A 2,842-nucleotide genomic window follows, 5' to 3' on the forward strand; every position below is an offset into this window, starting at 1 on the left:
ACATCCACGAAGCCGTCGTCACCACCCACGAAAACACCGACGGCCACCGCCGACTCACCGCCTACACCGTCACCACCACCGACCTACCGACCACCGAACTCCGCACCCACCTGGGCAAGAGCCTGCCGGACTACATGATCCCGGCCACCTTCGTCCCCCTCGACAAGCTCCCCCTCACCCCCAGCGGCAAAGTCGACCGCCGCGCACTCCCCCACCCCGGCAGCACACGAGCCGAAGAACCCGGCGCCACCTACACCGCCCCACGCAACCCCACCGAAGAAGCCCTCGCCGCCATCTGGGCCGACACCCTCGGCGTGGAGAAGGTCGGCATCCACGACAACTTCTTCGAGCTCGGCGGCGACTCCATCCTCTCCATCCAGGTCATCTCCCACGCCCGACAGGCGCTCGGGGGAGGACTGTCGCCGCGACTGCTCTTCGAGGCGCCGACGGTTGCGCAGCTCGCGGCCGCTGTCGCCCCGGAGGCGGCGCAGCCGGCGGAGGAGGCGACAGCAATCCCGGTGGTGCCGCGTGACGAGCTGCTGCCGATGTCCTTCGGACAGCAGCGGCTGTGGTTCCTGGAGGACTTCAACGAGGGTGGTACCGCATATCACTCGGCCGTCGGGCTGCGTCTGACCGGCGCCCTCGACCCGGCCGCGCTCCGCGCGGCGGTCGGTGACCTCGTGGCCCGTCACGAGGCGCTGCGGACGACGTTCGAGGTGGCCGACGGCCGCGGTGTGCAGATCGTCCACCCGGTTCTGGAGCCGGAGTGGCGCGTCGAGGAGGCGGCCACCGAACAGCGGCTGCGCTCACTGGCGCAGGAGGAGCTGGACCGCCCGTACGACCTGCGCAACGGCCCGCTCGTCCGCGTGCTCCTGGTACGCCTCGCCGCCGACGAACACATCTGCGTCCTCGGCATGCACCACATCGTCACGGACGGCTGGTCCATGGGCATCGTCACCCGCGAACTGACCGAGCTGTACACCGCCCACACCCACAACCGCCGACCCAGCCTCCCCGAAGTCACCGTCCAATACCCCGACTTCGCCGCATGGCAACGCACCCGCCTCGAAGACGACGGCCTGCTCGACGAACACCTCCACTGGTGGCGCGAACAACTCCACGGCATCACCCCCCTCGACCTCCCCACCGACCGGCCACGACCCCCCGTACGCTCCTCCACCGGCGCGGTGTACGGCTTCGACCTGCCCGCCGAAACGCTCGACGGGCTCAAGAAGCTGGCCGGTGCACAGGGCGCGACGCTCTTCATGGCGCTGACGGCGGCCGTCAAGGCGGTCTTCGCCCGCTACACCGGGCAGCGGGACATCGCCGTCGGCACGGCATCGGCAGGCAGGGACGGCGCCGGTCTGGAGCAGTTGGTCGGCTTCCTGGTCAACACGGTCGTACTGCGCTCACACATCGACCCGGACGCTTCGTTCAGTGCTCTGCTCGGGCAGGCCCGGGAGACGGTCCTCGACGCGTTCGCCCACGCGGACGTGCCGTTCGAGCGCCTGGTGGAAGCCGTGCAACCGGAGCGGGACACGAGCCGCACACCGCTCGTACAGGCCATGGTGGTCCTGCAGAACGCTCCCGGCGGGCAGCTGCGCCTCGGCGATGTCGACGTCGACGACTACCCGCTGGAACGGGACTCCGCGCTGTTCGACCTGACCGTCGAATTCCAGGAGTACGAGGGACGGCTGCGGGCGCTGGTCGAGTACAGCACCGATCTCTTCGACGCACCGACCGTCGCACGCTTCGGGGAGCATCTGAACACCCTGCTCGCCGCCGCCGTCGCCGACCCCGGCCGGGCGGTTTCCGCGTTGCCGATGCTCGCCCCGGGTGAGCGGGAACGGCTGCTGCACGACTGGGCGGTGACCCCCGGCGTCGCGCCCTGGGACGGCACCATTCACGACCACGTCACCGCACGCGCGAAGGCCACACCGAACGCCGTTGCCGTCTCCTGCGCCGGCGAGCACATGACCTACCGCGAACTGGACCAGGCCGCCAACCGCCTCGCCCACCACCTCATCTCCCTGGGAGCCGGACCAGGACACCTGATCGCCCTGTCCGTCGAACGCGGCACCCAGATGGCCGTCGGCCTGCTCGGCATCCTCAAATCCGGCGCGGCCTACGTCCCCCTGGACCCCGCCTACCCGGCCGACCGACTCGCCTACATGCTCCAAGACTCCCAAGCCACGATCCTGGTCACCCACCGCGGACTCAACGGCAACCTGCCCACCGACGACATCCACATCGTCGACATCGACGCCGAGCGGGAGATCATCGCCACTCGGCCTGCCACGGCTCCGGCAACGGCGGTCTCCGCGAGCGACCTGGCGTACGTGATCTACACCTCCGGATCGACCGGCCGGCCCAAGGGCGTCGCCGTCGAGCACCACAACGTCCTGCACCTGATGGCCAACTCCCAGGATCTCTACGGGTTCAGGCCGGACGACGTGTGGACGGTGTTCCACTCCTACGCCTTCGACTTCTCCGTCTGGGAACTGTGGGGCGCCCTCATGACCGGCGGCCGAGCCGTCATCGTCCCCCACGACACAGCACGCAACCCCGACGCCATGTGGAGCCTGCTCCGCGACGAGCGCGTCACCGTCCTCGACCAGACGCCGTCCATGTTCCGCGAACTGGTCGAGCAGGCCGCACAGTCCTCCGCACCCGCTCTGCCGGATCTCCGCTGGGTGATCTTCGGTGGTGAAGCCCTCGAACCCAAGCACGTACGGACCTGGTTCGAGCACTACGACACCCCCACCACCCGCCTGGTCAACATGTACGGCATCACCGAAACCACCGTCCACGTCACCTACCAGGACATCACCACCCACCACCT

The 2,842-nt window shown here is 69.1% G+C and carries 1 protein-coding gene; it reads left to right on the top strand.

Translation table 11 applies throughout. The features are described 5' to 3' along the window. Positions 1-2,842, top strand: a 2,842-nt coding sequence (locus tag ACFZDE_RS38600) for a condensation domain-containing protein (protein ID WP_391214898.1), incomplete at both ends; no start/stop codon positions are given.

Origin of the sequence: Streptomyces sp. NPDC007929 (assembly GCF_042959065.1) — a bacterium.
In the GTDB taxonomy this organism is placed as follows: Bacteria; Actinomycetota; Actinomycetes; order Streptomycetales; family Streptomycetaceae; genus Streptomyces.